The sequence below is a fragment of the Clostridium sp. AN503 genome, assembly GCF_040719375.1.
In the GTDB taxonomy this organism is placed as follows: domain Bacteria; phylum Bacillota; class Clostridia; order Lachnospirales; family Lachnospiraceae; genus Brotaphodocola.
In genome coordinates this window covers 774,810-800,585 of record NZ_JBFDTP010000002.1, presented here as the reverse complement: position 1 = coordinate 800,585, position 25,776 = coordinate 774,810, and the positions used below count along the sequence as shown (strand labels likewise).

Annotated in this window: 23 protein-coding genes and 1 pseudogene; 2 read left to right on the top strand and 22 right to left on the bottom strand. The window is 50.8% G+C overall.

Annotated elements, in window-relative coordinates:
• Nucleotide 1: 1 nt before the first annotated feature.
• Nucleotides 2–1,132 (bottom strand): YARHG domain-containing protein, encoded by a 1,131-nt coding sequence (locus AB1I67_RS10910; RefSeq protein WP_367029894.1) that lies wholly within the window; start codon nucleotides 1,130–1,132, stop codon nucleotides 2–4.
• Between the two features lie 13 nt (nucleotides 1,133–1,145).
• Nucleotides 1,146–2,708: a serine hydrolase gene (locus AB1I67_RS10905; protein ID WP_367029893.1), complete on the bottom strand. Its 1,563-nt coding sequence runs from the start codon at nucleotides 2,706–2,708 to the stop codon at nucleotides 1,146–1,148.
• A 214-nt stretch (nucleotides 2,709–2,922) separates the two neighbouring features.
• On the opposite strand from AB1I67_RS10905, the gene pdaA reads away from it, so the two are divergent.
• Together pdaA and AB1I67_RS10895 are read left to right on the top strand one after the other, a co-directional pair.
• Nucleotides 2,923–3,774, top strand: coding sequence for a delta-lactam-biosynthetic de-N-acetylase (pdaA, locus tag AB1I67_RS10900; protein ID WP_367029892.1), 852 nt, complete (start codon nucleotides 2,923–2,925; stop codon nucleotides 3,772–3,774).
• Between the two features lie 79 nt (nucleotides 3,775–3,853).
• Nucleotides 3,854–5,034 (top strand): annotated as a pseudogene (locus AB1I67_RS10895) (iron-containing alcohol dehydrogenase).
• 104 nt (nucleotides 5,035–5,138) lie between these two features.
• Here the strand turns inward: AB1I67_RS10895 and AB1I67_RS10890 are convergent.
• The 20 genes from AB1I67_RS10890 to AB1I67_RS10795 all read right to left on the bottom strand — a co-directional run bounded on the left by AB1I67_RS10890 (nucleotide 5,139) and on the right by AB1I67_RS10795 (nucleotide 25,717).
• Nucleotides 5,139–6,629 (bottom strand): sulfatase-like hydrolase/transferase, encoded by a 1,491-nt coding sequence (locus tag AB1I67_RS10890; protein ID WP_367029891.1) that lies wholly within the window; start codon nucleotides 6,627–6,629, stop codon nucleotides 5,139–5,141.
• Nucleotides 6,630–6,639: 10 nt separating this feature from the next.
• Nucleotides 6,640–8,175, bottom strand: a complete 1,536-nt coding sequence (locus AB1I67_RS10885) for a tripartite tricarboxylate transporter permease (protein ID WP_367029890.1) — start codon at nucleotides 8,173–8,175, stop codon at nucleotides 6,640–6,642.
• An 18-nt stretch (nucleotides 8,176–8,193) separates the two neighbouring features.
• On the bottom strand, nucleotides 8,194–9,237 hold the full coding sequence (locus AB1I67_RS10880) for a tripartite tricarboxylate transporter substrate binding protein (protein WP_367029889.1): 1,044 nt from the start codon (nucleotides 9,235–9,237) through the stop codon (nucleotides 8,194–8,196).
• Nucleotides 9,238–9,280: 43 nt separating this feature from the next.
• Nucleotides 9,281–9,745, bottom strand: a complete 465-nt coding sequence (locus AB1I67_RS10875; protein ID WP_367029888.1) for a hypothetical protein — start codon at nucleotides 9,743–9,745, stop codon at nucleotides 9,281–9,283.
• Between the two features lie 196 nt (nucleotides 9,746–9,941).
• Nucleotides 9,942–10,721 (bottom strand): LysR family transcriptional regulator, encoded by a 780-nt coding sequence (locus AB1I67_RS10870; protein ID WP_367029887.1) that lies wholly within the window; start codon nucleotides 10,719–10,721, stop codon nucleotides 9,942–9,944.
• Complete coding sequence (locus tag AB1I67_RS10865) at nucleotides 10,702–11,646, bottom strand: LysR family transcriptional regulator (RefSeq protein WP_367029886.1); 945 nt, start codon at nucleotides 11,644–11,646, stop codon at nucleotides 10,702–10,704. Before AB1I67_RS10865 ends, AB1I67_RS10870 begins: the two co-directional genes overlap by 20 nt.
• Before the next feature lie 131 nt (nucleotides 11,647–11,777).
• Entirely contained in the window at nucleotides 11,778–12,845 is a 1,068-nt protein-coding gene (locus AB1I67_RS10860) for a lactonase family protein (protein WP_367029885.1), read from the bottom strand.
• On the bottom strand, nucleotides 12,842–13,801 hold the full coding sequence (locus tag AB1I67_RS10855) for a 3-hydroxyacyl-CoA dehydrogenase NAD-binding domain-containing protein (RefSeq protein ID WP_367029884.1): 960 nt from the start codon (nucleotides 13,799–13,801) through the stop codon (nucleotides 12,842–12,844). Before AB1I67_RS10855 ends, AB1I67_RS10860 begins: the two co-directional genes overlap by 4 nt.
• On the bottom strand, nucleotides 13,798–14,838 hold the full coding sequence (locus tag AB1I67_RS10850; protein WP_367029883.1) for an alcohol dehydrogenase catalytic domain-containing protein: 1,041 nt from the start codon (nucleotides 14,836–14,838) through the stop codon (nucleotides 13,798–13,800). Before AB1I67_RS10850 ends, AB1I67_RS10855 begins: the two co-directional genes overlap by 4 nt.
• A gap of 15 nt (nucleotides 14,839–14,853) precedes the next feature.
• Entirely contained in the window at nucleotides 14,854–15,948 is a 1,095-nt protein-coding gene (locus AB1I67_RS10845; RefSeq protein ID WP_367029882.1) for an alcohol dehydrogenase catalytic domain-containing protein, read from the bottom strand.
• Between the two features lie 16 nt (nucleotides 15,949–15,964).
• Complete coding sequence (mglC, locus tag AB1I67_RS10840; protein WP_367029881.1) at nucleotides 15,965–16,999, bottom strand: galactose/methyl galactoside ABC transporter permease MglC; 1,035 nt, start codon at nucleotides 16,997–16,999, stop codon at nucleotides 15,965–15,967.
• Nucleotides 17,000–17,018: 19 nt separating this feature from the next.
• Nucleotides 17,019–18,530 carry an ATP-binding cassette domain-containing protein gene (locus AB1I67_RS10835; protein ID WP_367029880.1) on the bottom strand — a complete coding sequence of 504 codons (1,512 nt, stop codon included), beginning with the start codon at nucleotides 18,528–18,530 and terminating at the stop codon, nucleotides 17,019–17,021.
• A 79-nt stretch (nucleotides 18,531–18,609) separates the two neighbouring features.
• The gene (locus tag AB1I67_RS10830; RefSeq protein ID WP_367029879.1) at nucleotides 18,610–19,737 is read right to left on the bottom strand and encodes a galactose ABC transporter substrate-binding protein; all 1,128 of its coding nucleotides are present in this window, start codon (nucleotides 19,735–19,737) and stop codon (nucleotides 18,610–18,612) included.
• Between the two features lie 28 nt (nucleotides 19,738–19,765).
• On the bottom strand, nucleotides 19,766–20,473 hold the full coding sequence (locus AB1I67_RS10825; protein WP_367029878.1) for a GntR family transcriptional regulator: 708 nt from the start codon (nucleotides 20,471–20,473) through the stop codon (nucleotides 19,766–19,768).
• A gap of 399 nt (nucleotides 20,474–20,872) precedes the next feature.
• Nucleotides 20,873–21,325, bottom strand: a complete 453-nt coding sequence (locus AB1I67_RS10820; protein WP_367029877.1) for an AraC family transcriptional regulator — start codon at nucleotides 21,323–21,325, stop codon at nucleotides 20,873–20,875.
• A gap of 29 nt (nucleotides 21,326–21,354) precedes the next feature.
• A complete protein-coding gene (locus AB1I67_RS10815; RefSeq protein ID WP_367029876.1) occupies nucleotides 21,355–21,936 on the bottom strand; it encodes a helix-turn-helix domain-containing protein in 582 nt (193 codons plus the stop codon).
• A 153-nt stretch (nucleotides 21,937–22,089) separates the two neighbouring features.
• Nucleotides 22,090–22,551, bottom strand: coding sequence for a GNAT family N-acetyltransferase (locus tag AB1I67_RS10810; protein WP_367029875.1), 462 nt, complete (start codon nucleotides 22,549–22,551; stop codon nucleotides 22,090–22,092).
• A 39-nt stretch (nucleotides 22,552–22,590) separates the two neighbouring features.
• Nucleotides 22,591–23,046 carry an NUDIX domain-containing protein gene (locus tag AB1I67_RS10805; protein WP_367029874.1) on the bottom strand — a complete coding sequence of 152 codons (456 nt, stop codon included), beginning with the start codon at nucleotides 23,044–23,046 and terminating at the stop codon, nucleotides 22,591–22,593.
• Nucleotides 23,036–24,892 carry a DNA helicase RecQ gene (gene recQ / locus AB1I67_RS10800; protein WP_367029873.1) on the bottom strand — a complete coding sequence of 619 codons (1,857 nt, stop codon included), beginning with the start codon at nucleotides 24,890–24,892 and terminating at the stop codon, nucleotides 23,036–23,038. Before recQ ends, AB1I67_RS10805 begins: the two co-directional genes overlap by 11 nt.
• Before the next feature lie 222 nt (nucleotides 24,893–25,114).
• The gene (locus tag AB1I67_RS10795) at nucleotides 25,115–25,717 is read right to left on the bottom strand and encodes a biotin transporter BioY (RefSeq protein WP_367029872.1); all 603 of its coding nucleotides are present in this window, start codon (nucleotides 25,715–25,717) and stop codon (nucleotides 25,115–25,117) included.
• Nucleotides 25,718–25,776: the final 59 nt, after the last annotated feature.

Below are 25,776 nucleotides of genomic sequence, written 5' to 3'. Positions count from 1 at the left end.
TTTAGTCTCCGTAAAATACCAGGCGGACCGCATAGCCCTTCCTGTCAAAAAATACGCCGTTATACCAGTTAAATTCCCCATTCAGATCCTCATACGTGACCGGAGCGGACAGTCTTTCAATATCAATCTCTTTCGTGGCATCCTTACGGATATAGAGCTGCCCTTCGTAAAAAGGCTTATCCACCCTGTCGTCACTGTCCTGATAGAGCACAACCGGACTGCCATCTTCATGCTTCCTGTAATAATACACCGAAGGATATGGGCCTTCATTCAAAGGATAAAGGCCTTCCTCCCGGTACTCCAGCGTCTTTGTCTCTCCAGTCAGCTCATTGAATACCAGCGTTATCCGGTCCCCATAGGACAGATCGCCCGGTGCCTCAATAGCCTGCGCAAATACCGCGTCCACCTGATAATATTCCCCACAGTCCTTTACAGTACCCGGCTTCAGCTCAAATGACAGCAGCGAGTGCCCGCCCTCATATCCGTACTGGTCGACGACCGGCTTTGACGGCGCATCCGAAAGTCCCGGCAGTCCATCCACCGGCTCAAGCCCCTTCAAATACCGGATATTTCGCTTCTCATAGTCGTTCAGCAGGCTCTCACTGAAGTCATCAGGCTCCACGGTCTTCTCATACCATGGCCTGGCGTCAAAATAAGCTTGCAGGTCCTGGGACTTAAAACCTCTTCCATGGCGGGCGTAGATCTCGTTCCTGGCAAGCCGGACCTGCTCTGTTGTCAGGCTCTTCACGTCCGCCCATTCCACTAATTCCCGATCACTGCCGGGGAGGATATAGTCAGATGACGCTTCCAAAGATGCTGCCGGGCCCTCTGCCATGCCCTCTCGATCCTCCGGGTTCTGGCCTCTTTCTGCAGCTTCACCAAGCTCTGGCCCAAAGCTTCCTTCCGTGCCGGCACTGCCCTCCGCCACCGGGTTCCCCGCCTCATCCGGAGCTGCTCCCGGCGGTTCTTCTCCCACTCCGCTTTTACATCCGCCCAGGATCAGCACACAGATAATGGCGGCAGGCACCAGTGCGCTCCACAATCTGCGCACCGATGCCTGTTTTTTTGTCACCGCTCTTGTATTTTCAATCATTTCGTTTTTACTATGCAAACTCTGTTCTGCCTTCTTCACCGGCCTCACTCCTTTACTGCTGGATCCAGATTCCGTTTTCATCCACCCGATTGCCGTCCGGGGTCGTGGTATTCATAAGCAGCACGCCGTCCGCTCCCAGATAATACCAGGCGCCTCCGTCCTGAACCCAGTTGCCAAAAACCATCTTCCCATTCTCCGGGGCAAAATAATACCAGGCCCCGTTGGTGAACTTGCGCCACCCGGTCGCCATATATCCGTTCCCGTCAAACCAGTAGTCAGCCCCCTCTAAGGTCTGCCACTCATTGGCTGCCCGCGTACCGTCCGCCTTTATGTAATACCATCCGGCTGCATCCTGTTTCCAGCCTGCTGCGACAGTCCCCGCTGCCCCTGCCGTGCCAGTCTGGTCATTCTGCGCGCTCTGGCTGCCCGGTGCAGCCTGACTGCCTGTGGCAGAATCTCCCGCAGAAGCGGATGGGCCCGCCAAAGTCCCGCCGCCAGCCGAACCATTGCCACCTGTCAGCGCAGCGTAATGCTCAAAACCATAATCCAGCATCGCTTTGGTATCCGTATACTGAGTGCTCCTGGCTTTCATGACCACGGCGATCAGACGGACTCCGTTTTTCTCAACGCCCGTTACCAGTGTATTCCCCGCCAGTGAAGTATATCCTGTCTTTCCTCCGATAATTCCTTCATAATAACGGGAATCCGACGGATACATCATCTTGTGCCCCATGGTGATAGTCCTTGCCGCCGACTTCTTCGTGGCCGGGAAACTGTAGGAGGTAGTCGTATCGATCTTCCGGAATGTAGCATTTTCCAATGCCGCACGCATGATCAGGGCCATATCATAGGGGGTCGTCTTGTGAGTAGAGTCATTCAGTCCGTGAGGATTGGCAAAATGGGTATTCCTGCATCCCAGGGCCTTTGCCTTTTCATTCATCAGGTCTGCAAACCCGCTGACGCTGCCGGCTACATGCTCCGCCAGGCCGTTGCCGATCTCGTTGGCCGACTTGAGCAAGAGACCGTATAAACACTGCTCCACAGTCAGTACGTCGCCCTCCGTGATATCTAAAGATACCGCCCCGGATTCCAGATTCGTCGTGGCAGTGGAGGAAAAGGTCACCTTATCCTTCAGATCACACCGTTCCAGAACAACCAGTGCCGTCATGATCTTCGTAATGCTTGCAGGATAAAACTGCTTATCCTGGTTCTTCCCATACAGGACCTTCCCCGTGGAGGCGTCCAGCAGCACAGCGCCCTCCGCCACGACCACCGGTTCCTGGATCGCTGTGGTATCATTATAACCTCCAGGTACAGATGCTGTCCCAGAGTTTCCCGGAGCTGCCGCTGTACCTGTATTACCAGGTGCCGCGGATGTGCCATTATTACCAGGTACCGCCTCTGTCCCGGCATTCCCCGGCGCTGCCGCTGTCCCGGTGACCGCCGCTGTCCCGGTGACCGGCGCTTCGCCGGATATCGCACCGGCCCCCGCCGTCTCATTCTCCGGCGCGCCAATCGATGAAATAGGCGGGATGATGATCTCCGCATATGCCGCCTGCCCAAATGTTAACGTAAATCCAAGGCCTAAAGCCAGAATTTTTTTCCACTGTCTCATAACTGTCTCCTGTATCCTGTTGTCTGTCTAAGCTCTTATCCAGCACGCCATGGTCGCTGACTTTGATCTGCGCCTGACGGCCCGGCTTCGCTAAGTATTCCTAGTATAGCATAATTTTTCCTGTTAGAATCTGACAACTTTCTTAAACTTACCGGTATGACATTTCCATTTTATCCATATATTGGCAGTAATAAGATTCTATACGGAGACTGTTATGAAACGATTTTACTGTCCCGACCGGTTCTACTGCAAACGCATCGCGGCCTGTGCCTTTTTACTCCTTATGTCCTTTCTTCTGGGCCATGGGCTGGCATATGTGACCCACCGTGAGGAGCCTGCCGTCACCGCCTCAGCCGACGGCAACTGGGGCTTGAGCTTTCAGCAGGAGGGCAGGCCTCCCATCGGAAACGCCACCCCCGACTATCTAAAACAGTACAACGCCCATTACGTAGCCAATACCCAGGAAAAGATCATCTACCTGACCTTCGACGCCGGTTACGAAAACGGCAACACCGCCGCCATTTTAGACGCCCTCAAAAAACACAATGTCCCGGCCACCTTTTTCCTGGTGGGAAACTACATAAACACCAGTCCCGACCTGGTAAAACGCATGGTGGCTGAAGGGCACAACGTGGGCAACCACACCTTCCACCACCCGGATATGTCAAAGATCTCCACCTCGGAGACCTTCTCGGAGGAACTGAAATCCCTGGAAGCCCTGTACCAGGAGGTCACCGGACAGCCGATGAAACGGTATTACCGTCCTCCCCAGGGAAAATACAGCGAGTCCAACCTCCAGATGGCAAAGGACTTAGGCTATGACACCTTTTTCTGGAGCCTCGCCTATGTGGACTGGTATGAGAATAAACAGCCCACCCACGAGGAAGCGTTCAAAAAACTCCTCGGCCGCATCCACCCGGGCGCGATCGTACTTCTGCACAGCACCTCCAAAACCAATGCCGAGATACTGGATGAACTTTTGACAAAATGGGAGGAAATGGGCTACCAGTTCCATTCCCTGGATGAACTGGCAGGCGGAGCATCCGCCCCTGCTCCGTCAGCATAATAAAAATCTTCTGCTTTTTCCGTCTGGCATATCATGTATAACCGTGATATGATAGTACCAAAAAGAGGAGGTATCTATCATGCAGGCATTCACATACTTAAGCCCCACCGAAGTTGTTTTCGGGAAGGGCGCCCAGGGACGGACCGCGGAATACGTCCGCAGATATGGGGGTTCAAAGGTTCTTCTTGTATACGGCGGCGGCAGCGTGGTCCGCAGCGGTCTGCTGGACCAGATAAAACAGTCTTTAAAGGAAAGCGATTTGTCCTTTGAGGTTTTCGGAGGCGCCAAAGCGAACCCAACCTTAGAACACGCACGCGAGGGCATCCGTCTGTCCATCGATTCCGGCGCAGATTTTGTGCTGGGTATCGGAGGCGGCTCTGCCATCGACACGGCCAAGGCTATTGCCATCGGTGCGGCAAACCCGGACACCGATATATGGGAGTACTGGAGCAAGCGAAAGGTACCTGTCCGCGCCCTCCCGGTCGGAGCCGTTTTGACGATCCCTGCGGCAGGAAGCGAGACCAGCAACTCTTCCGTACTGACCAATATGGAGACCGGCAGCAAGCGGGGCTTAAGCTCTGACTTAAACCGCCCCAGATTCGCCATCATGAATCCAGAGCTGACCTACACACTCCCGGTATACCAGGTAGCCTGCGGCGTCACCGATATCATGATGCACACCCTGGACCGGTATTTCAATCCCCTCGATAATGAGCTGACCGACTCCATTGCCGAAGCGCTCTGCGCACGGTGATCGCCAAAGGTTCTGTCGCCATAAAAGACACCCTTGATTATGATGCCATGAGCGAACTGATGTGGGCCGGTTCCCTGTCCCACAACGGGCTGACCGGCCTCGGCGGACGCGAGGATTTTGCGGTCCACCAGCTGGGGCACGAGCTGTCCGCCATGTTCGACACGGCCCACGGCGCATCTCTCGCCACGGTCTGGGGCTCCTGGGCCCTCGCAGTCTATGACGCGAAGCCGGGACGGTTTGCGCGCTATGCAAAGAATGTCTGGGGTCTGGATGGGGATGACGAAGAGACCCTTGCCCTGGCCGGTATCCAGGCTACTGTAGATTATTTCCGCTCCCTGGGTATGCCTGTAAGCTTCGGTGATAATAAAGATATCGGGATTCAGGAGGACACCGTTTTGAGGGATCTGGCATTCCGGTGCAGCTACCAGCAGACGCGCACCATTGGAACCTTTAAGAAATTGGATGAGGAGATGATCTATCAGATCTATAAAAAGGCAAACTGCTGAGATTATACTTACTTCTGTAAATAATACACAATTACATCGAAACCCAGCCGGAATTATTTAAGTGTTCCTCCCGGCTGGGTTTTATCTATATCATATTCTCCTGATCACTCTTCTTCAAAAACCCTGTTTCCATCTACGATCAGATAATTTTGATTCCTCCGTGTGCCTGCCTGTCTCCACTCATCATAGAAAAGCACCGGATTCTGCGCTTTGGCCCATCCGCGGCGGATTGCAATGTCCTGTTCTGCCAGCAATCTCTCCCGATATATCTCCTCCTGATCCCAGCTCTTTCTAAGTTCTTCGAGCAGTTCCTCCCGAATCTCCCGGTACTCCTCATCTCCACTCAGATTAATCTGTTCACTTGGGTCTGTGTCCAGATCAAACAACATCAACTCCTCATACCCATAATACTGGCACAGCTTATATCTGCCTTTTCTGATCATTGCCGCCGGATCATCCCCTTTAATATCACAGATCTCGCTCATCACAATCCTGTCAGCACGGATTCCTGCGCCCTTTGTAATGGTTTGGAACAGACTTTCTCCATCCATGACAGGAAGCATCTGTGCCTGAGCCGCCTCCAAAAATGTGGGAGCCACATCCACCAGGCTTACAAGACCGTCCATCTTTTTCCCGGCCATAGTATGCCCCTTCCAGCAGAAGATCATCGGGACTTTAAGGGCGCCTTCTCTTAAATTGGATTTCCAGAACAGACCGTGCTCACCAATGCAGTCCCCGTGGTCGGAAGCATATAAGACCAAAGTGTTTTCCATCCCCATGGTGTCCTCAACTGCTGACAATATCTCTCCGAGCAGTCTGTCCTCATACTCTACCATACTGTAATATGCGGCTCTTACCCGCTTAATCTCCTCAGGAGTCTCTTTTCCTATCTTCCGTTTCTCCATAAAACGCCGCTCAAACGGATGGGCGGCCTGCAACTCCTCCTCCGTCATCGGCCTGGGATCAGGAAGGACGCGATAGTAATAATCAAACAGTTCCTCCGGACCTACATACGGAGGATGCGGACCATACATCCCCACCACCATGAACAGGGGCCGTTTATCTTTTCTCGTATGAAGATAGTCGCAGGCAGCGTCCGTCACATCCCGGTCAAATGCCATAACGGAGCACTCTCCTTTTCCCGATTTTTCGATAGACTCCCTGCCCGGCATGGAACAGCCCTTAAAATATCCATAGCGATCCTCAGCGTAGGATATTCCCAGAGACGCTGTTGTAATATCCCCCACCAGGCGCTTTTCAAATCCATGACGCTGATCCGGCCCATTAAAATGCATCCTGCCGGAGAGCACGGTATCATAACCTGCCGCCGCAATGCTGTGTACAAACGTGGCCCTGTCGCTTGGCAGACATTGTGCATTATTAAATATCTTTGTTCTGTGCGGCATTTGTCCAGACAACATGGAACTCCTGCTGGGAACACAGAGCGGGGAGTTGCAGTATGCATTTTTAAACATGACTCCTTCCTCTGCCAGCCTGTCCATGTTGGGAGTACGGACCCACGGGTCCCCCGCGGTATGCACCACCGCGCCATTGTGCTGATCGGTAAACACCATTATGATATTCAACTTGTCCATACTTATCTCCTTATTTCTTATCATGGATCTCTTTCCTGATCTTTGCTGTTTTGACTGCGTCTTTGCCGTTGCTGTAGATCAAATATGCACAGACCAGCACAATAACAATACACACAGGCCTTGTCACGACATAGCGGAGGACATTCTGCTGCGCTGCATTGGCAAGCATAACAGTCTTTACAAAATAATTCTCGATCAGTCCTCCCAGGATCAAGCCCAGAAGCATGGGAGCACAGGGAATATCAAATTTATGGAACACAAATCCGATCACTGCGAACACACAGGCGAAAAACACATCCGCCATGGAATTGCGGGAGCTGTACGCCCCCAAAAGGCTGCAGGCAATCACAATCGGTACGATTTGCTCCATCCTCACCTTAAGGATCAGGGAGAACAACGGCACGCCATATGTACCTATGATAAACATAAAGATGACCGTAAGCAGCATACCAAACAAAAAACCGTACGCAATCCCCGGCGTCTCCCGAAACAACTGATAGCCCGGCACCAATCCATGCACCGTCATTGCCCCCAGCATGATCGCCGAATTTGTGGAGCCGGGAATTCCCAGTCCCAACATCGGCACCATAGAACCTCCAACCGCCGCGTTATTAGCGCTTTCCACAGCTACAAGCCCATCCTCCGCGCCATGTCCAAACCGTTCTGGATGTTTCGAAGACCGTTTTGCATCTCCATAGGCTATGAAAGATGCGATCGCTCCCCCTGTTCCCGGCAGTATTCCCACAATGGTTCCGATCAGAGAGGATTTCCACAGGGTAACGCCATATTCTTTTAAAGAAAACGTCTTCTTAAAAGTCAAGAAAGCGGTTTTTCCTTTTTCCAGTTCCATTTTCTCTACTTTTGCGTTTCCTTTGACCAGGATATTCGCCTGATTAACCATTTCTGCAAGAGCAAACAATCCAATGATCGCAGGAATTGTATCAATTCCCGACAGAAGAAGTTTGGTTCCCCAGGTAAAACGCGGCATTCCTGTAGAGGCCTGCATTCCAATCATTTTTAGTCCCAGTCCACATACCGCCGAAAATATCCCCTGCTTCACCCTCCCCGCAGACATACTTCCGATGATCGCCAGGCCGCAGACAGATACCAGAAGCATTTCCGGTGGCCCGAATTTCAACGAAAGGCGTGCAAGGGCCGGTGTGAAAAAGATCAGTGCAATGACACCTACCAGACCGCCTGCCGTACTTGCATAAGCTGCGTAATAGAGCGCCTCCTTACCTCTTCCCTGCTTCGCCATGGGATATCCCTCTATGGCGGTGCATGTTGCATTGGACGTGCCTGGACAGTTGATCAGAACTGCCGTAATAGCCCCGCCATAACTGGATCCCATATAAATCCCCCCCAGAAACAAGAGCCCCAGCGTCGGTGACATACTATAAGTAAATGGCATCATCACTGCAATACCAATCCCTCCATTCAGCCCCGGGATGGCTCCCAGAACGATCCCTATCAGAGTCGCTGCAAATGCAGCAAGCAATGACAGAGGAGTAAACGTCATAATAAACGCCTGAAAAATCTCCCCCACAAAAATCCCTCCTCCGTTTTACTGTACTGCTGCCTGTTCCTGACGCATCTGGAAATTCCCATCCACAAACGCCTTGAGTTCATCCCCTGTCAAATATTCAGGATTGTCATACTGAGACATGATGCTGGCATTCAAACTGCTTCCATCTGCGTATACAATATCCATCTGAGCCACGATAGCGTCAACCAGTGCCTGGTCCATGCCTGCAGGCCCTATCAAAAAGCGCGACATGGGACTGGCAGCTTCCTCCACCCCATAATCTGTCAGGCATTCCACTTTCAGGTCATCCACTGGAAATTGCTTATCTGTCATGGTAAGGATAGGCGTCACTCCGTTTTCTTTTCCCTGTGCATAGAAAGACAATGCTACCAACGCCCCGTCCACATGACCGCCCAGCAGATCTGCAAATGCATCAGCTCCAGAACTGTACGCTACCCCGGAAATCTCGATCCCCAGCTTTTCACAGATCTGATTCAGCGTATCCAACCCGGTATTGTTGGATGTTGCGATCGTAAGCCTACCGGGATTTGATTTTGCATATTCGATCATCTCATCAAAACTGGCATATTTACCGTTCTGCGCAAACAGGGAATCCGCACCTTCCAGAAGCGTTGCAATATAAGTAAAACTGTCCTTGCCATATTCCACACCCTCGATCTGATTGACAATATGGCCAAACAGATCCCGGTTGGAAACTACCATCAGATTATATCCGTCCGGCGCCTGTCCCATCAGTTCATTGATTGCAATGATCCCATTCCCTTCCGGCTTATTGGTAATAACAAACGTTTTACCTGTCGATTTCTCCAACTCGGAACATACAAGCCGGGCTGCTTTATCCACACCTCCGCCCGCTTTATAGGGTACGCTGATCTGCACATTTTTTTCCGGCCATGAGACTACCAGGCCATTTGTCTCAGCCGTTTCTTCAGAACCTTTACCAGCCTCCTTCGTCTCAATACCCGCGTCCTCCGGCGCAGCCTTCTTCTGCCCGGAACTTCCGCATGCACATAACCCTACCGCTAACAGCGTTACGAAAATCATGGTAATTCTTTTCTTCATGTTCAAATACCCCCTTGTTTTATTTTACATTTTAAGTTTCTCTCTAAATAAACCAGGCCTCCGGCGCATTCACCTGCAATACCACTGCAAACGCTGCATATAGCACACAGATCAAGACCAGATCAAACAGCAGCGTCTTTAAAATCCCTTTCAGGCTTTTGTCCTTTTCCATCAGGATACTTATGGAAAAGCAGATCAGAAATGTAGCCGTATACAAACCCGCAGAACTGATCAACGGACGTGCCAGCATGATCACTGCCAGCATAAACAGCTCATAGATGCCGATTCTGGCTCTTCCAATACTGCTTCCCTCGTTTCCAAAAAGCGATGCCAGAACCATCACTCCCCCGATCAGGACCAAACCGCAGAACACAACCTTTGGATAGATCAGATACAGATCCTGGTTCCGGTCCGGTGCTTTCATTAAAAACAGGCCCAAGCCCACACTGAACAGCCCCACATAGAACTCTCTCGCCAAATACACCTTTGTATTAAGCTTCCTTTTCATAATTGCCTCCTTTTCATAAGATTAATATCTGCACGCCCACTTCACACGCACATTTCCCATTATCTTCCAACATTGTATCGCCCTTCCAATATATGGAAAATGCAATAAAAAAGCTTTCTGCTAATACGAATATATAGCAGAAAGCCCAATAAGTCAAACAAGTATCTTAAATCAAATCCATAAGCAAAATAAATGATTATCCATTCTTTTTTAAACATTTCGCTGCAAACTGCTGCGTAAATCCTACCGTACTACAGACATGTTTTCCAAGTTGGGATTTAGGGAAAAACATACAGGCTGACATCCTCTGGGCAGCTTCAGTCAAAAGCAGTTCACTGGTTCCAACTACAGAAGCCCTGATCCCTGCGCTTCGCAGTGCCTCCTCCTCCAGCCGTCTCCTCTGCCATGACTCAGGCGACAACCACACACGGATTGGTCCTTCATTCGTCGCTTTTTCCCAGTAAAGAAACAAAAACTGCTCAGATTCCTGCGTAATAATCTCTATTCCACTGTCCTGGGCTTTATCACATGCCCCGATCACGATATCCGCCATGTTTTCCAACAGCAGCCTGTTCATTTCACTGCCGTCCTCCTGACAGGCATAAAAGATCCTGGTATTCCTCATATCCAGTTTTTTTCCAGCGGCTGCTATCATTCTATCCGCTGCCTGTACAGGCACCTCCTTGCTGACGGCGATCCGTATGACCGGCGTACTCCTGTCATACTGTTCTTCTTCCTCCAAGTAGGATTTTTCCACATTCAGGACAGCTTCCGCCGTATTGACATAGATCCGTCCTGCTTCCGTCAACTCCAAAATCCTTCCGCCCCGCTCAAACAGGGGCGTTCCCAGTTCCTGCTCCAGCTTCAGCAGCTGCTGGCTCAATGCTGACTGGGAAACGAACAATTTTTCTGCTGCCTTTGTGATATTTTTCTCCTCAGCGATTGCCAGGATATATCTAATCTGCTGCAGTTCCATGTGCCTCCCCCCTTCTGGTCTCACAGGACCAGACCAGATCTGCAAGACAGGCTTCCGCTTCGCTCAAGTGATGGCCCCGCCTCACACTGATCCCCCGGTATATGCTCATCATGGCATCAACATGGAAAGCTGCTACATCCTCCATATCCCCTTCCTCCACATAATGTTCTGGCAAAAAACCCACTCCAAGACCGCGTTTTACCAGCGTCTTTATCATACGGCTGTTATTTCCCTCTGCAATCACCACCGGCGTAAACCGCTCCTTTAAAAACAGCTTATCTTGAGCGTACCGCATGCTTGTTCCCTCCCCATGAAGAATGACCGGAATCCCCTGCAGCTGTCCACATTCAATGACCGAATATCTACTCCCGTCCGGGCTGCCCGCCAGATCCTTTGCAAAATATTTATGCATCGTCGCCACAAGCTGGATCGGATGGGTTTTATATGTCATCCAGTGTTCCGTTTCTGTTTCGTCCTCATTCAAGGTACAAAAAAACAGATCAATCTCATCTTCTGCTACCAGCTCCCGCAGACGCGGACCATATTCCTCTCTGATATCCAGCTTCGTGGAAGGACAACTTTTTACAAATGCCGGATAGACATCCGCCAGATGCTTCATCCCCTGGCTTGGAGTCACTCCGATCCGTATGATATCTGTCACCTGTCCGCAGCATGCCCTGATACGCTGGTATGCATAGGCCTTCAAGGTACACATCTGCCGCAGGGCATTGATGTAGCGTTGTCCTTTTTCTGTCGGAATCAGGGTATTTTTATAGCGGATAAAGATCTTCATGCCCTTCTCTTTTTCATGCCTTATAAGAAAATTGCTGAGGGCAGACTGAGAGATATTCATTTTTTCCGCAGCTCTTGTAACGCTGCGTTCCTCATCCAACGCTACAATGTATTCAGCAAATTTCAGATCCATTTTTCCCCTCCGTGTATCCCACCAGACCTGGTGCCTGTTAAATATTTTACTAGTATAGCACACGTTTGCCGGTTAGAACCTGACAACTTTCTTGAAATTACTGAATATACTGCAAATACCTTTTTTTCTCTCTAAAAGAACCTGATACACACCGGAGACCCTGTCCCCATCTTTCCAATCTGCCTCAGAGTACCGTCATCCTTGATCTCAAATACAGCGATATCATCACTGTCCTGATTCCCACACAGCAAAAACCGCCCGGTTGGATCGACCGCAAAGTTGCGGGGCGTTTTTCCGCCGCAGCCGGTCCGTGAGACAAACTCCAGGCTTCCATCCTGCTTGACCAGATAGCCTGTAATACTGTCATGCCCACGGTTGGAAGCAAACAGCCGCCGCCCATCGGGAGTGAGGTGGAGGTCTGAGCAGATGTTATTCCCGTCAAATCCATCAGGAAGTGTATTTACCGTTTCTCTGTACCTCATCCTTCCGCCTGAATAGGCAAAGTGGATGATCTGGGAGCTGATCTCGTTGATCAGATAAAAATGGTTTCCCGTCCGGTCAAACTCTCCAAACCTTGGCCCGCTTCCAGCCGGCACTGAAATGCACGACTGCTCATCAAGCCGGAGTGCTGCTTCCTTATATTCATATGCCATCAGCCGGTCTGTACCCAGATCCGGAACATACATCCTGTTTTGATCCGGTGCAAAGATTGAACTATGGGCATGGGGACCTTTCTGGCGGACCGGGTCTATACTGCTTCCCTGATGTTGATACAGTTGTCCTTCTCCACAAATATTCCCGCCCTCATCCATCGGAAAGACCGTGACCGATCCGCTGGCAAAGTTTGCAACCGAGAGAAACGTCTCATCTGGCGACATGATGATGTGGCATGGGTCGGTCCCCTTCGCCTGAAATTCCCGTTCGATTACCATATGATAATCTTCATCATAAGAAATCTGGGTCACGCCCCCGCCAAAGCTCCCATTATATTCCTTCATTTCATTCACTGCATAAATTTTTTTATTCTTTTTTCCCAGACACAGGAACGAAGGGTTTCTGACCTGGATTTCCCCGATCATCGTTATAACCCCCTCATCAAATTCACATATGGAGATCCCTTTGCCCTTTCCGTGAAAAACCTCTCCTGTTCCAAACAGGATATCTTCCGTATAACTCCCCAGCGCAAAATACTGTTTCAACTATCTCCCTCCGATTCCCGGTTCAGCCGTCCAGTTGCCTTCACCGCCTCAATGATAAACTGATCCCGCTTATCCATATCCTGTTCTATGCTCCGCTCTGACCAGTCGTAAAATCCCAGGCCGGTTTTCACGCCCAGCTTCCCCTCCGCCACCAGATTCCGTATGTATTCACTGGCATGACGGTCAGCGCTGATATCCGGCAGAACAGTCTCCTGAACGGAAAGCCCCAGATCCAGGCCGATTGCATCCAAATGCTTTAGCGGCCCCCATACAGGGAAACGCATCGCCATGCCGCAGCTGATCGCCGTATCCACATCTTCTGCGCTTGCCAGACCAGAAGCCACAATTGCAATGGACTCCCGGATGATCGCCTGGAAAACACGGTTTGCCAGTTGTCCTGGAAGATCCCGTCGCACTAAGACAGGAGCCTTTTTCCAGCGTCTCAGTTCATCCCGGACCGAAACAGCTATTTTTTCTTTTGTTTTCTCACCCATGACTACTTCCACCAGCGGAACCAGATGGGCCGGAAGCCAGAAGTGGGTTGTCATGGTCCGTTCCGGGTGAACACACCCCGTGCTGATATCCGATATCCGCAGTCCACTGGTATTGCTGCAGATCGGGACTTCTATCGGCAGAGCCGCATCCAGTTCCTGAAAAAGCTTCTGCTTTGCCTCCAGATTTTCAACGATCGCTTCGATCACCAGTCTGGCAGATCCCGCAGACTCAGCCATATCTGTACTGCCTTCCAGTAACTGCACTGCCCGGTCTGCTTCCTCACGGCTGTTCAGCCCCTGCTGCTCCCGCAGGCGAATGCAGGATACAGCCTTCTCTATTCCAGATCTTACGCGGCTTTCCTCCACATCGATCAGGACTGTCTTATTTCCCGCAAGCGCGCTCATGGCCCCGATCCCGCTTCCCATCATCCCGCTTCCCACAACCATCACATAATCTCTCATGCTCCATCCTCCATCATCATAACGACCCGTCCCTTCGCCGCGCCGGTCCGCAGCATCTCCAGGCCCTCGTTGATCTGGTGGAAGGGAAGGGTTTTATAAACATAGGGGACAATCTTCCCCTTTTCCACCAGCGCGATCACCTCCATTAAGTCTGTTCCGGTCATTCCACGGATTCCTACAATCTCTTTCTCGAATTTCATCACATCCTGAAAATCCGCCTCAAACAAAGGATCGTTATATCCGGATACGACCACCCGTCCCCCCGCACAGACCACGCTCAGCGCCTGATTTACAGAACCGCGGATACCAATGTTATCAATCACCACATCACACATTTCCCCGTTGGTCAGGCGGGTGATCTCCTCCTTTAAATCCTGCTCTTTTGTGTTGATCACTGCATCGGCCCCCATTTCCAGGGATAGTTTAAGCTTCTCAGGCTGTCTGCTGGTCGCATATACCTCCGCCCCAAACACCCTGGCAATCTGGATCGCGTTCATGCCCAGGCCTCCGGTTCCAAGGATAAGCACCCTGCTGCCCGGCTGGATCCTTGCCCGGTTCTTGATCGCATTATACATACAGCCCACCGCATCGGTCAGACTGGTTGCCTGATCAAAGGGAATGTGGTCAGCAATCTTATATGCATTCCCTTCCGGTATCACACAGTATTCTTCATGGGAACCGTCCCGCTCAAACCCGATCCTGACCAGGGACGGGCAGAGATTGGTACGTCCGCTCAGACAATATCTGCAGTGACCGCATACAATATCGATCGCAGTAACGATGTGATCCCCTTTCTTTACCCGGGTCACCCCCTCACCCACTGCCTCGATGATCCCTGCCATCTCATGCCCCGGCGTATAGGGTGTCCTCACAGTTTTGATGATGCCGTCCTGAATATGGATATCCGACACACACAGGCCGCTGGCCCTCACGTGTACTAAGACTTCGTGCGGTCCTGGCACCGGAATTGCTTTTTCTTCTATCACAAGCGGTTTCCCAAATTCCTTAAGCACCGCCGCTTTCATTAATCCTGCCATTGCATTGTCCCTCTCTTATGGATGTATTACTACTTTAATCGACCCGTCTTTTTTATGCTCAAACAGATCCACCGCCTTCTCATATTCCTCCAACGGAAAGGTATGTGTGATCAGCTTCTCCCCCTGTATTGCCCCGGTGGAAAAGAAATGTAAAACCTCCTCCGACACATTGGGATTCGCCTTGGAACCAACGATCTGGATCTCATTGAAGTTCACCGTGTTTGCCGGTATCGTCACATCGCCTGCATGGTAAGTGGCAATGATCGCCACCGATCCGGTCTTGCGGACCATCTGGCATGCCTTCATCGGAGAATCTGCCGCACCGGAGCACTCCATCACTTCGTCCGCACCAATACCGCCTGTCAGCTCCAGCACCCGTTTTACCGGATCCTCCTTCTCAAAATCGATACAGATATCTGCGCCAAGCTCTCTCGCCTTCTCCAGCTTGGCCCCTCGGCCGATCATGATCACCCTGCCGGCCCCTAACGCCTTACATTCCATCATCGCACACAGTCCGATGGCGCCGGGTCCAAACACCACGCTGGTTCCTCCCGGCGTCACTCCTGCCAGCTGCACCCCGTGGAACGCCACGCCCGCGCAGTCGCACATGGACGCCACGTCATAGCTGACATTATCCGGGATCTTATGGAGTGCGCTCTCTTTATATACATTGTACTCCGCATTCGCTCCCTGCCAGTAAAAGCCATAATGGCGATGCCCCATATCAAGTCCGCCGTCCGCTCCGTCCCTGCCATAATTTAAGCAGACTGTATAATGGCCTCTCTTACAGTTATCACATTTACCGCAGCCCACATGAGCCTCGCCAGCCACACGGTCCCCCGGGGCAAAACTGTTTACCCCTTCCCCCACGGCAACCACCTGTCCCGCCCACTCATGTCCCATAATGAACGGATAGTATGGTGGCCAGTTGGCAAACTTATATCCTCCATGGATCATCTTGGGATCTGACCCACAGATTGCTACAGATTTAATCTGGCAAAGTACCTCGCCCGGCCCCGGCTGTGGTACCGGAACTTCTGCCAGCTCTAATTTGTCATATGCAGCAAGCGTCATTGCTTTCATTGTCTCTGGAATATCAAACTTTTGCATTGTGATCTCCCCCGCTCTATCTCTTTTTAATATATTTTTGTGTATCAACTGAAACTGCCAGCAAAATGATCGCGCCTTTTACAAAATACTGCAGATACGGGTTTACCTGTGCAAACACCAGCCCATAGCTGATGATCTGAAACAGCAGAACACCGGTCACCACCCCGCCGATGGAACCTACGCCGCCGCGCATGGACACACCTCCCACAACGCAGGACGCGATCGCATCCAACTCATAGGATGCCCCCAGGGCATTGGTAGCGCTTCCTGTTCTGGCAACCTCCAGGGACCCTCCGATGCCGTACATGATCCCTGCGATCACATAGATGATCAGCATATTCCGGATCAGATTAATGCCAGATACATTGGCGGCCTCTGAATTTCCGCCGATCGCAAACATATTGCGCCCCAGCACAGTTTTATTCCATATAAACCATATCACAACAATGGCGATGACCGCATAGCAGACAAGATAAGGAATTCGGACCGCTCCAAACTCAAAAGCCCCCTGCGCCATTTTTGAGAATTTCGGATTCAGCACACCGATGGGCGCGGAATCGTTCACCACGTCAAAATAAATCGACATTAAACCGTAGATAACAAGCTGCATCCCCAAAGATGCAATGAACGGCGCCACCTTCAGTTTTGCCACAAACATGCCGTGGATCAGAGAAAATACAGAACAAAGTACAATAGCGCCAAGGACCGGAATGACCACCGGAAGCTCCGGCAGGTCCGGGAATACTCTTGAGCCGTAGGACGGGTCCTGCAGGAGTGACGCTGTGAAAATAGCCGCCATACCCACGCTGCGCCCAAGCGAAAGATCCGTGCAGCCCAGCACGATGATCCCGCTGACGCCCAATGCCAGGATCACTCTGGTGGACGCCTGGCTGAGGATCGCGGATACATTTTTCAGGCTTAAGAACTTGGGATCAATATAGATGATCACAAAAACCAGGATCAGCAGCACAATATAGATTGACCAGTCTAAGACCATGGCCTTCCATGATTTTTCATGCCCCTCCGGCAGGATATTTTTTATTTTTTGCATCTTTTTCTCCCCTTATCTTTTATAAATACTTGGCAGACAATCTCAGAATCTCCTCCTGAGAGGTGGACGCCGTATCAACGATACCGGCGACCCGGCCATTGCTCATGACCATGATCCTGTCCGTAATTCCGAGAAGCTCCGGCATTTCAGAGGAAATGAAGATCACCCCGTTCCCCTTTGCCGCATATTCCATGACAAGCTGGTATATTTCATATTTGGCTCCCACATCGATGCCTCTGGTCGGCTCGTCTAACATCATCACCTGGGAATCGATCAGAAGCCACCGTCCCATGATTACTTTCTGCTGATTGCCTCCCGACAGGTTTCCTATCTTCTCCTTCTGGGAAGGTGTTTTTACGTGCAGTCGTTCGATCACCCAGTCTGTATCCTGCTCCATTTTTTTCTTGTCAAGCACGCCAAAACGATTTGTATAATTCCCTGCATTTGCAATGGTTGTATTAAACTCAATGCTCAGTCCGGCAAAAATACCACTCTGCCTCCGGTCCTCCGTGATCAGCGCAAAACCATTATCGATGGCTTCCCGAGTAGTGTGATTGCCGATCCTGTGCCCATCCTTTTCCATGGCTCCGCTCTCCAGTGTCCGGATGCCAAAGATGGTTTCTACAGTCTCGGTCCTTCTTGATCCCATCAGACCGGAAATCCCCAGAATCTCTCCTTTTCTGAGTGAAAAGCTTGCATCTGTCACAGTGGGGCCGTACATTCCTTTCAGATTCTCCACGCTCAACAGGATCTCTTCCTGGGGGATACTGATCTTTTTTGGAAAACGGTTCGTAAGCTCCCTTCCCACGATCAGCGCGATCAGCTGGTCTGTATTCATCTCACTGGCAAGCCCGGAATAGACATACTGTCCGTCCCTCATGACCGTGACATCATCGGAAATCTTAAGGATCTCTTCCATTTTGTGAGAAATGTATATGATTCCACATCCTTGATCCTTCAAGGTCCTGATGATGCGGAACAGATGATCCACCTCCTTCTCTGTGAGGGAGGATGTAGGTTCATCCAAAACCACGATCTGGGCATCCGCAGACACTGCTTTCGCAATTTCGATCATCTGCCGCTGGGATACGGATAAATGCCCGATCTTTTCTTTGGGGTCTATCCTTAGATCCAGCCTCTCAAAGATACGTTTTGTATCCTCGTACATTTTGTTGTCATCCACCACGATCCCTTTTTTAGGCATACGCCCCATCCAGATGTTCTCCATAACCGAAGTCTCCGGCACCTGGTTGAGTTCCTGGTGGACCATCGACACGCCATGATCCAGAGCCTGCTTGGGACTTGTAAACTGCACCTTATGTCCTCTGAAAAAGATCTCTCCGCTGTCCGGAATATAAATACCAAACAGGCATTTCATCAGCGTGGATTTTCCTGCACCATTTTCCCCCATCAACGCATGAACGGTTCCGGGGCGGACATCCAGGCTTACGTCATCTAAGGCCTTCACTCCCGGAAATGTCTTCACGATATGTTTCATTTGAAGAATATAGCTTATCTCCTTCTCAGTCATGTTTCACCACCGTCTCTTTTCTCTGATAAAACTGCCGGGAAGCTTTCCGTATGAAAGTTTCCCGGCTTTTCAGGTTATGTTAGTTTGACAGCACCTTGGCATACATATCCCGTGCAATCTGAACGTTGTCCTTTCCCACCGGGACATAGGGAACTCTAAGATCCTTCATGCCGCCCAATTCACCGTTCACGCCGTCCATAACGTCTTTTCCTTCCAGGGCATTGTGCGCCATGGCATAGATGGAAGCTCCCTCCTCGTATGCATTCGACATAATGGAGCCGATGATCGTCTCATTCTCGATCAGATCCAGCACCTCCGGAAGCGCGTTGATTCCCACGGCTCCCATGACTTTATCACCTGCTCCAAAATAGCCTTCTGCTTTACAGGACTCAATGGCGCCAAGGAGCATTGCATCATTGTTGGAAAGGATCATCTCGATCTCATCCCCGTATTTTCCCATCCACACATCCATAACATCTTTTGCTGCCGCCGTCTTAAAATCACCGGTCTGAGTATCCAAAAGCTCCGCCTTAAATCCGCTCTCTGTAAAAATATCCTGATTGGCCTGGGTCCTGGCAACTGCATCCGGATGCCCCATGGTCCCCTGAATGATCACATACTGCATGATGCCATCCCCGTTTTTATCAAACGCCGGGTTTGCCTTAAATGCTTCCATTGCCATTTCCGCCTGCATTTTTCCACTTTCATATGGGTCATTTCCCACATACCAGCACTTATCGTAGCTCATCATATCTGCTTCGGACGGGCAGCGGTTAAAGAATACAAGAGGAATATCAGCAGCTTTTGCCTTGGAAATAATAGAAGATGCAGCTGTTGGATCCACGGCGTTCACACAAAGGACCCTGGCTCCCTTATTGATCATCAGATCGATCTGCTCCACCTGACGCGCCTGATCGTTCTGCGCATCTACCATCTGGATCTCCACGTCGTCACCGGCAACTGTGGTGATCGCATTGCGGACATAAGTGACATAGTTATTGGCATAGTCAAAGATCATAACGCCAATGATCGGTTTCTCACCATCAGAAGCTGCTGCTGCGCTCTCCGCTTCTGCCGCCGCAGAGGATGCCGCTGTCTCAGCCGCAGTTCCACCGGCAGTTTGTGAACTTCCTCCTCCACATCCTGCCATGGATGCCACAAGGGCTATGGCTGATAAGATCGCTGCACTTTTTTTCATTTTAATCATAGTTCCTCTCCTTTTTCCCATCAATGATCTAGTTTCCTGCTTTACTTTCTCTCTGCAACATTTCAAATTTCTTCTTCAGGTTAATGATCGTGTTATAGTGATGCCGCGAGCCAATCCTCTCGGCCTGTTCCCCATCCCCTCTCCTGACTGCATCTGCCAGCTCCTTGTGTTCCCGGACTACCTGCGCGCTCCGTCCTGCAAGATGGTAGCCGGTTTCCCTGTTCCGCTGGGATATCAGATAAAGCTGCTTTACCATATCCTGAAGGATCGGCGCTTTCAGACTCCCATAGATCAGGAAATGCAGTTCCTTGTTCGCCTCCATAAAACCGGCGTCATCCTCATTCAGGAAGCATTCCTCGGTGCGGTCTGCCAGCTCTACCAGAGTCTGGCGCATTTCATCAGACATGTACCTGGAAGCTGACCTGGCGGCAATTCCCTCCAGAGCAGCCCGTGCACAGAAGATCTCGTACATCTCATCTGACATAAAATCCGCCACTCTCGCCTCTCTGTGCGGCAGCTTTACCGCCAGGCCCAGAGACACCAGTTTATTTACCGCATCCCGGATCGGCGTCCGGCTGACATTCAGTTGTTTGGATAATCTGTTTGTATTTAATGGGGCATTGGGCGGCAGCTTCCCCGTCAGGATCTGGTCCCGCAGAATCTGGTAAACCCGTTCCTGCAGGGTCAGATATCCATCCATGATATCAAATTGTTCCTTCTCCTCATCTTGTCCCATACACAGCTTCTCCTCTCTTTTTGTCCTGGCCAAGGCAAACGACTTGGATGTTGCATCCAACTCATATCCGGATTCTAGCATATTATATAAATATTTTCAATATTCCATCATAATTTTATGCATTTTATCCAAATTTTTACATTTTTTATTATTTTTGGCTTTTTAGTCCAATGTGCCTTTATTTTACAGTTGATTGGTTTTTGTATCCCGTTTTTATCCCGCCAGGGCTGACAATCACAATGCTGGCGGTTAAGAACATGCATGGCTAATCTTCACTACATGTTGTATCTGATCAGTAACATAAAAAAATAAAAGCCTCCCATGTTTACCATAGAAGACCTTTATCCTTTTACTAAAACTTATTACAGCTCCCCAGAACCCAACACATATGATCACTCATCAGATCACCGAAATATACAGATAGCAATGCACCTTCCCATCCTTCGTATATTCTGCCGGGACTGTGCTCTCATAATCCACAGTGAACGCACGTTTCATGGCCCCGGATGCCTGGTCGCCCCAGACTTTTTCCCATGCCGCCTTCGTACACTGCCCCATATCCTCACCGCTCTCATCATATTTGCGGTATCTTCCGGCCATGACCTCCGATTCCATCTGACGGAAAAAATCAGCCGTCACTCCGATGATGCTCAGATCATAGCTGCCCTTCTCATCGCTCTCATAATTGCTGTAACGGGACACCGGGGATATACCCGGCTGGAAATTGTGTTCGCTGTCAAACAGGACCGGAAGCCTGCCGCCTGCAACATCGGCCCACAGCTCCTCGATCTTCTTCATTCCCTCCAGGGAATTGTCGGTCCTGACCGTAACCTCTTTCAATGTGTATGACATGTTTTTTTCCTCTTTTCTTCTTTTTTCTCTCACACCCGCACTTCATACAGCCCATGCCGGTTGCAATAAGCATAAATACTTCCATGACCCCGCCTGGCAAACCGGCACTCTGCGGTCTGCTCTGGATACAGCTTCACAATCTGTACGCAGTTTGACGAAACATAAGCAAAAAATGACAGATAGTGGTCCTTTGTCATCCCATGGTCCACAGAAACATAATATTCCCCGTCCATGATATCTACCTTAGGACTGTGTATCCCGTCTGCTTCTTCGGACTCCAGCTTAGGAAGCGCAATCCCGCAGCAGCAAAAGGCTCCTTCTCCCACAGCATGGATCACATTGCCGCAGACGGGGCAGACGTAAAAGCTGCTTTTTTGCATATTGGCGGAACGGTTCTGGTTGGTGACGATATCTCCTGTAAGCAGCTCAGCCATGGAAACGCCCAGCGCCTCCGCCAACTCCCCCACAATCCCGATATCCGGCAGCCCTTTGTCCGTCTCCCACTTAGAGACCGTCTTATGGCTGACAGACAGCACATCTGCCAGTTGTTTCTGGGTAATCCTCTTTTTCTCCCTCAGTGACCTGATGGTGTTTCCTGTAATGTAATTCATATGTCGTTCCTCCTGTTTTCTGATAGCTGGCTTTAACCGCCTTGATCCAATGTCTCAGCCAGTCCGTACCCTGACCGGGGCACATGGCTGCGCTGAAGCTACCCATATCATAAACCGGAGGACCCGATCCCTCAACCTACGAAGCGTAGACCTTTACTGCCTTCTGCTGTCCTTTACCATAACATCCTCCCCATGGATATCCTTTTCCCCGTTAAATCGGAATCCAAATTCCTGATACAGGCGGATCGCCGTACTGTTCTCCCGGATCACACTCAGATACACTTTCTTTTTGGGGTATTTCCGGGACAAAAGCTCTAAAAGCCCTATAAGAGCGGCCTTTCCATATCCCCTGCCCTGATAATGGCAGTCGATCAGGAACCGGTCCAGCCACAGCCTGCCAACCGGGAAATACTCCCAGAAGAAATACCCGTACATGGCAAATCCAACCAGCTGCTCTCCGTCATAAATACCCACAGGATGCCATTTCCTGTCCCGGTCCGCCTCCGACAGGCACTGGGCCACCGTCTCTATATAACCGCTCTGCTCCGGCAGTATCTCAAGCTTTGATATCGCCTCCCGGTTGTCCTTCCCAACCGGTTCATAATGTAAATCCATAGCTGCTGTTTTACTCCTTTTTCCCGCAAGAATGACTTTTTATAAAAAGCCCCTGCGTTTTGCTTCCTCTAAAAGCTTCGGCTGGATCTGGGGATAAGTCCAGTTATCCGGCAGCTCATCCTGAAGATAGATCTCCTCGATCTCGCTGTGCAGCTCCGCCTCAAAAGACTCCACCTCCGCAGCATACAACATGCCGAAGGTCTCTTCCACGGTCTCTCCTGCCTCCGCACTCCGGGTTACCGAATATACACAGATCGGGCTTATGGAAAAAGATGCCGCTCCGGTCTCCTCCATCAACTCTCTCCTGGCGGTCTCTGCAATATCCTCCCCCGCTTCCCGGTGTCCGCCGGGAAACTCAAGGGTACTGCGGTCCCTATGCCTGCAAAATACCCACTTGCCGCCGGACCTCGCGATCAGGACCGCAAACTTGAGAAGCTCATCATCTGCCTGGTCATAGAACCTCACCTCAACCATAGCCTTCCCCTTACTCATCATAATTTTTCAAAAGCTCCAAAAACTGTTCCCCATATTTCTCAAACTTAAACTCCCCGACGCCGGACACCGTCAGCATCTCCGCCCTGGTCCCCGGCTTCACCCTGCACATATGCACCAGAGTCTTGTCGGAAAATACAATATACGGCGGCACCTTCGCCTCTCTTGCGATCTCCATGCGGAGCGTCCGAAGCCTGTCAAACAACGCCTCCTCGCTCTCGGACAGAGAGACCTCCACGCCCTTGCTTTTCCTGGATTTCTTCTCCGGCTTCCCCTTCGCCGCGTGCTCCTGCTCCTTTGCCATCTTCATCACAACCGGTTCCTCCGTTTTAAGGACCTGGTCGGAATGCTCTGTCAGCTTCACGATCGCATATTCATCATTGGTAATAGATAAAAATTCCTTCAGAAGCAGATGATTCATAATCTGCCGCAGCCTATAAGTTGGAACCTTAGACAGCGCCCCGTAAAAGGGGTTCTCATCCATGCGGTACTGGCGGATCTTGGCGGTATTCGCCCCGTGCACCGTATCTAAGATCACATTGACCCCGTACCGCTGGCGGCAGGCAGACACACAGCCGATCAGCGCCCTGGCGCTCTCCGTCACATCTACCGTCTCAAACTGGGTGATGCAGTTCTGGCAGTTCCCGCAGTAATTGGAGCCGTACTCCCCGAAATACCGCAGGATATAGTCCCGGAGGCATTCGTTGGTGAAACAGTAGAAGGTCATTTTCCTCAGCCGCTCCCGGTCCCGCTCCATGACGATCTGACGGGTCAGCGCGTCAAGCTCCTGGTTGTCCTGGTTATTGTCTATAAAAAACTGGTTCGTGATCACATCCTGCCCGCTGTAGAACAGGATACACTCGCCCGGCTCCCCGTCACGGCTGCACCGCCCAATCTCCTGGTAAAACGCTTCCGGGCTGCGCGGCATGTTGTAGTGGATCACAAACCGGACGTTCGACTTGTCAATTCCCATTCCGAACGCATTGGTTGCGATCATGATCAGAGAACGGTCATAAATGAAATCCTCCTGGTTCTGTTTCCGTTCCGCATCACTTAACCCCGCATGATACCGGGTAACGGAAAATCCATCTGCCTTCAACCTGCCGCTTACCTCCTCCACCAGCTTTCTGGTCAGGCAGTACACGATCCCGCACTGCCCAGGATGGGTCTCGACAAAATTCTTAAGGGCTGCGTACTTATCCTTTGGGGACTGCACCCCCATATACAGATTGGGGCGGTCGTACCCGGTGGACACCACGGTAGGCTCCTCAAGCATCAGGATATCGATAATATCCTCCTTCACCTCTTTTGTGGCCGTCGCCGTAAAAGCACTGATCACAGGCCGTTTTGGCAGTTTATGGATAAATTCCACGATCTTTAGATAGCTGGGCCTGAAATCCTGTCCCCACTGGGAAACACAGTGGGCCTCATCCACCGCTACCATGGATATCTTCGTATGTAAGGCAAAGTCCAGGAACCCATCGGTAGCCAGCCGTTCAGGCGCCACATAGATGATCGGATACCGGCCCTCCTTTGCATAGGCAAGAGCCTTCGTATACTGCGTCATGGTCAGCGTGCTGTTTAAAAATGCCGCGTGGATCCCCGCCTGGTTCAGCGCCGTCACCTGGTCCTTCATCAGGGAGATCAGCGGAGAGATCACCAGGGTGACCCCATCCATCATTAAGGCCGGTATCTGATAGCACAGCGACTTCCCGGAACCGGTGGGCATGATCCCCATGGTGTCCCGACCCTGGAGAATACTGTCGATCAAAGTCTCCTGCCCCTCCCGAAAACTGTCGTAACCAAAAAATTGTTTTAATACTTCATATTTATCCCTGTATTTTTCCATAAAATCACTGTATTCTCCTTGTTATTACCTGCTTATTGCTTTTCTGCCTATTTCCATGCCTTCCGTGGATTGTTATAATGATCACGAGCCTCAGGAATGGCTCCCCTCGGTAAACCTTGAAATTCCCAGATAAAATCAGACTTTTCTCAAACAGCGCACACGGGAAAACCGGGCTTTGCCGATTCCCATGTACCTGTATTGCATGTTACATTCACTCATATCTTATGATTCCATAATCCGTGACACCACCGGCTTAAGCCGCCCGGCCACCATGACTGCCAGTACACAGAGCATATAATCCGGCAGCATCGTAGGCAGACAATATATCATGAAGATCGCCGCCCAGCCTACCGTATTAGGAGTCACAACAACAATGTGAGTGATAAAATAAAAATATAAGATCCCCATCCCATAATAGACCACATACCCCACCGTCACCGCAAACAACCAGGCTCCTGGTTTTGAGGTGTGCATCCACTCGCAGACCCTGCCGATGGCATATGCCGCCAGCGCAAATCCCAGAAGGAAGCCAAAGGTCGGACGGATCAAGTACGCCGGACCGCCGCCACGGGCAAAGACCGGGAACCCCACCAGGCCAATGATTAGATAGGTAAATACGCTCAAAAAACCTTTCTTCGAACCCAAAAGCAGCCCCGCCAGCATCACAAAAAGCCACTGAAGGGTAAAGTTCATGGTATCCACTCCAACCGGGATGACAATCTTAATAAATGCTCCAACCGCAATCAGGGACGCAAACAAACCGCAAACCGCCAGATCCTTTGTCATTCCCCGTCTCTTCACCGCCATCCCATGCTCCTGTCTCATATGTAACTTCCCTCTCTGTCTAAACGCTTTTCTGTATGTCTTATCTGTCACTTGCTATA

Bases quoted from the DNA above. Each gene is read 5' to 3' on its own strand.
- AB1I67_RS10795 (WP_367029872.1), bottom strand. From the start codon at position 25,717: ATGAGACAGGAGCATGGGATGGCGGTGAAGAGACGGGGAATGACAAAG.
- mglC (WP_367029881.1), bottom strand. From the start codon at position 16,999: ATGCAAAAAATAAAAAATATCCTGCCGGAGGGGCATGAAAAATCATGG.
- AB1I67_RS10855 (WP_367029884.1), bottom strand. From the start codon at position 13,801: ATGAGAGATTATGTGATGGTTGTGGGAAGCGGGATGATGGGAAGCGGG.
- AB1I67_RS10805 (WP_367029874.1), bottom strand. From the start codon at position 23,046: ATGATGAGTAAGGGGAAGGCTATGGTTGAGGTGAGGTTCTATGACCAG.
- AB1I67_RS10830 (WP_367029879.1), bottom strand. From the start codon at position 19,737: ATGATTAAAATGAAAAAAAGTGCAGCGATCTTATCAGCCATAGCCCTT.
- AB1I67_RS10850 (WP_367029883.1), bottom strand. From the start codon at position 14,838: ATGGCAGGATTAATGAAAGCGGCGGTGCTTAAGGAATTTGGGAAACCG.
- AB1I67_RS10845 (WP_367029882.1), bottom strand. From the start codon at position 15,948: ATGCAAAAGTTTGATATTCCAGAGACAATGAAAGCAATGACGCTTGCT.
- AB1I67_RS10880 (WP_367029889.1), bottom strand. From the start codon at position 9,237: ATGAAGAAAAGAATTACCATGATTTTCGTAACGCTGTTAGCGGTAGGG.
- recQ (WP_367029873.1), bottom strand. From the start codon at position 24,892: ATGGAAAAATACAGGGATAAATATGAAGTATTAAAACAATTTTTTGGT.
- AB1I67_RS10825 (WP_367029878.1), bottom strand. From the start codon at position 20,473: ATGGGACAAGATGAGGAGAAGGAACAATTTGATATCATGGATGGATAT.
- AB1I67_RS10835 (WP_367029880.1), bottom strand. From the start codon at position 18,530: ATGACTGAGAAGGAGATAAGCTATATTCTTCAAATGAAACATATCGTG.
- AB1I67_RS10870 (WP_367029887.1), bottom strand. From the start codon at position 10,721: ATGGAACTGCAGCAGATTAGATATATCCTGGCAATCGCTGAGGAGAAA.
- AB1I67_RS10820 (WP_367029877.1), bottom strand. From the start codon at position 21,325: ATGTCATACACATTGAAAGAGGTTACGGTCAGGACCGACAATTCCCTG.
- AB1I67_RS10810 (WP_367029875.1), bottom strand. From the start codon at position 22,551: ATGGATTTACATTATGAACCGGTTGGGAAGGACAACCGGGAGGCGATA.
- AB1I67_RS10875 (WP_367029888.1), bottom strand. From the start codon at position 9,745: ATGAAAAGGAAGCTTAATACAAAGGTGTATTTGGCGAGAGAGTTCTAT.
- AB1I67_RS10890 (WP_367029891.1), bottom strand. From the start codon at position 6,629: ATGGACAAGTTGAATATCATAATGGTGTTTACCGATCAGCACAATGGC.
- AB1I67_RS10815 (WP_367029876.1), bottom strand. From the start codon at position 21,936: ATGAATTACATTACAGGAAACACCATCAGGTCACTGAGGGAGAAAAAG.
- AB1I67_RS10865 (WP_367029886.1), bottom strand. From the start codon at position 11,646: ATGGATCTGAAATTTGCTGAATACATTGTAGCGTTGGATGAGGAACGC.
- AB1I67_RS10905 (WP_367029893.1), bottom strand. From the start codon at position 2,708: ATGAGACAGTGGAAAAAAATTCTGGCTTTAGGCCTTGGATTTACGTTA.
- pdaA (WP_367029892.1), top strand. From the start codon at position 2,923: ATGAAACGATTTTACTGTCCCGACCGGTTCTACTGCAAACGCATCGCG.